Below are 2,129 nucleotides of genomic sequence, written 5' to 3' on the forward strand. Positions count from 1 at the left end.
AATTGGTGGGTGAAAATTCCCCAATTTCACCGGAATGGAATTGCCGCGATTTTGGCTCAAAGTGCGGCAAGCGGCTCGGGCTAGTGTCAGTTAACTCGCGATGCTCGAACCATATAGCCTTATGTCGTTGACTCGCCTTGGCCCGCATCACGAAAAATTCGATTCTGCCGGGTCTGTCTTGTTGAGGCTGGAAACAAGGCACTTGCATACCACTGCCGAGTGCCAGGGAAGACCTATAACTGGCGGCTCATGACTGCCCGACCGGGCGGCGGCGTCAGCGCCGGTGACAAAAAGTCAGCCCCAGACTCTATGCTCGACGAATCGCATCAACTTCTTCTTTCCCGGCCTGTACGAATATCACCATCCAATCCTCTTGTTATTAGAGACCAACATTACCCACAATTAACAATATTGCGGGCAACAAAAACAGAGGCCACCTCTGACACCGGATGACAACGAAAGACAAGGAGGATCCCATGATGAACGGCTCCAAAATGAAACGACAGGTATGGTCGATCGCTGCGGTTGCGATCGTGGCGGCAGCTTCAATCGGCTGCTCGGATCAGAGTCCGACCGGCCCGGCTGCCACGGACAGCAGCATTCAGACCATTGGACCACTGATCGACAATCGTGCCGGACAGAAAGGCGATACGTTTGCCTGGAAAAGCCCGGTCGAGCGAGTCGATTTCAAGAACGGCACGATATTCTTCGCAAAAGGTTTTTCCGTGATCGTGTCCGCCGACGCAGTCGTGAGACTGTCGCCGAGCAATCGGCTGATACAGTTTGACGAAGAAAACGTCCACGCGGGTGCGACGATCACAGTTCGCGGTTACTTTAAGGAAAACGGCACGGCAATCGCCGAATCTCTGGAGGTCCATGAGGAACTGGGCGATAATACGGTGCGTCCGACAGCTAACTGACGACGCCCCCCGCCGTAAGGCGAGCCATGCTGAAAGAAAGGCGGGACCATCAGGTCCCGCCTTTTGACGTTGGTGGGGCGCCGCGACTGTCTGATGTCGGCAGTCCGGCGCCCGGCGCGAAGTCGGGTGAAAAGTCCGCGATTCAGATTTTGAGAAGGCGCGTAATGAGAAACCCGAAATGCCAGTTCTTGGGGTCGGCCGATTCGGCTGTGCCGGGAAGGTACTGCGAGAGGTTGAGCGTGGTTGAGTTGGAGGCGACCATCTTGAAAAAGTGGCCCCCTGTCTCCATTTCGAATCCGAACGAGACGGCGTCGTACTCATAAGAGTAGCTGCTCTCAGCCGCGTTCCATTCGACCAAAAGCGACATGATACGGGTGGTGCGAAAGCGGGAGTAGAGCCCTACGGTGATTTCGTTTTCGGCGCTTTCACTCATGATGTCGTAATTGTGCGAGAATGACGGCACCACGCCGAGACTGAGACGATCGAAGAAAGATGCATTCAGGATTAACTGCGCATAATATTGGAAATTGCGACTGTGGCCGGCGTCCCGCTGAGGAACCTCGGTGTTCCACGCGCCGCCGACCTGTATCGCTGCGGCCAGCGGGAATGGCGTACGTGACGTGTGGAGCAGATCGTATTTGGCCGAGAGGTCGAAATTATCCATCAGGTTGCTCCGGCCGGCCGTCACCATGAGGCGATTGCTGATTCCGTAACCGAGGCCGAACCTGATATTAGCCGGCCCGTCGAGTGCCCACAATACGTCGTGACCATCGGAAAAATGGGGGAGGAAGCGATGGGAGATCTCGAACAGGAGCAGGCGACGGCCGAGAGTTTCGGCGGTCGGAAGTACGATTGACTGGGTGGAGTGAAACGGCGCGACCGTTTCTCCGGTCGGAGGACTGTGGCGTTGCCATTGCGATTCAGCGGCCGACAAACACGAACCGAAAAGCACGGCGGACAAAATCGCACATGAAACTGCTTTGCACATCGATCACCTCGCAGATACCGCTCCTGCTCCGGCGAGGCCGAAGTCCAGGTGGAGCGCGATTTTTTCGTTTATTTTCATGAACATCAGAGAAGGTACTTCGATTTTGTAGTCTGGCAGACGCACACTGAAATCGGACCGGACACGGTAGCCGTCTTTTTGTCGGATCACGGTACAGTCAATCTCAAGCGACTTCTTGATACCGTGAATGGACATCGTGCCCG

General features: G+C 55.5%; 3 protein-coding genes. 1 reads left to right on the forward strand and 2 read right to left on the reverse strand.

The window, feature by feature from the left end; translation table 11 throughout:
- Positions 1–449: 449 nt before the first annotated feature.
- The gene (locus tag KKA81_16670; protein ID MBU2652560.1) at positions 450–920 is read left to right on the forward strand and encodes a hypothetical protein; all 471 of its coding nucleotides are present in this window, start codon (positions 450–452) and stop codon (positions 918–920) included.
- Positions 921–1,062: 142 nt separating this feature from the next.
- Here KKA81_16670 and KKA81_16675 read toward each other — a convergent pair whose 3' ends face one another.
- A complete protein-coding gene (locus KKA81_16675; GenBank protein ID MBU2652561.1) occupies positions 1,063–1,908 on the reverse strand; it encodes a hypothetical protein in 846 nt (281 codons plus the stop codon).
- 3 nt (positions 1,909–1,911) lie between these two features.
- The coding region (locus KKA81_16680) for a hypothetical protein (GenBank protein MBU2652562.1) at positions 1,912–2,129 on the reverse strand (218 nt) is incomplete at its 5' end.

The organism is Bacteroidota bacterium, assembly GCA_018831055.1.
GTDB lineage: Bacteria > Bacteroidota > Bacteroidia > Bacteroidales > B18-G4 > M55B132.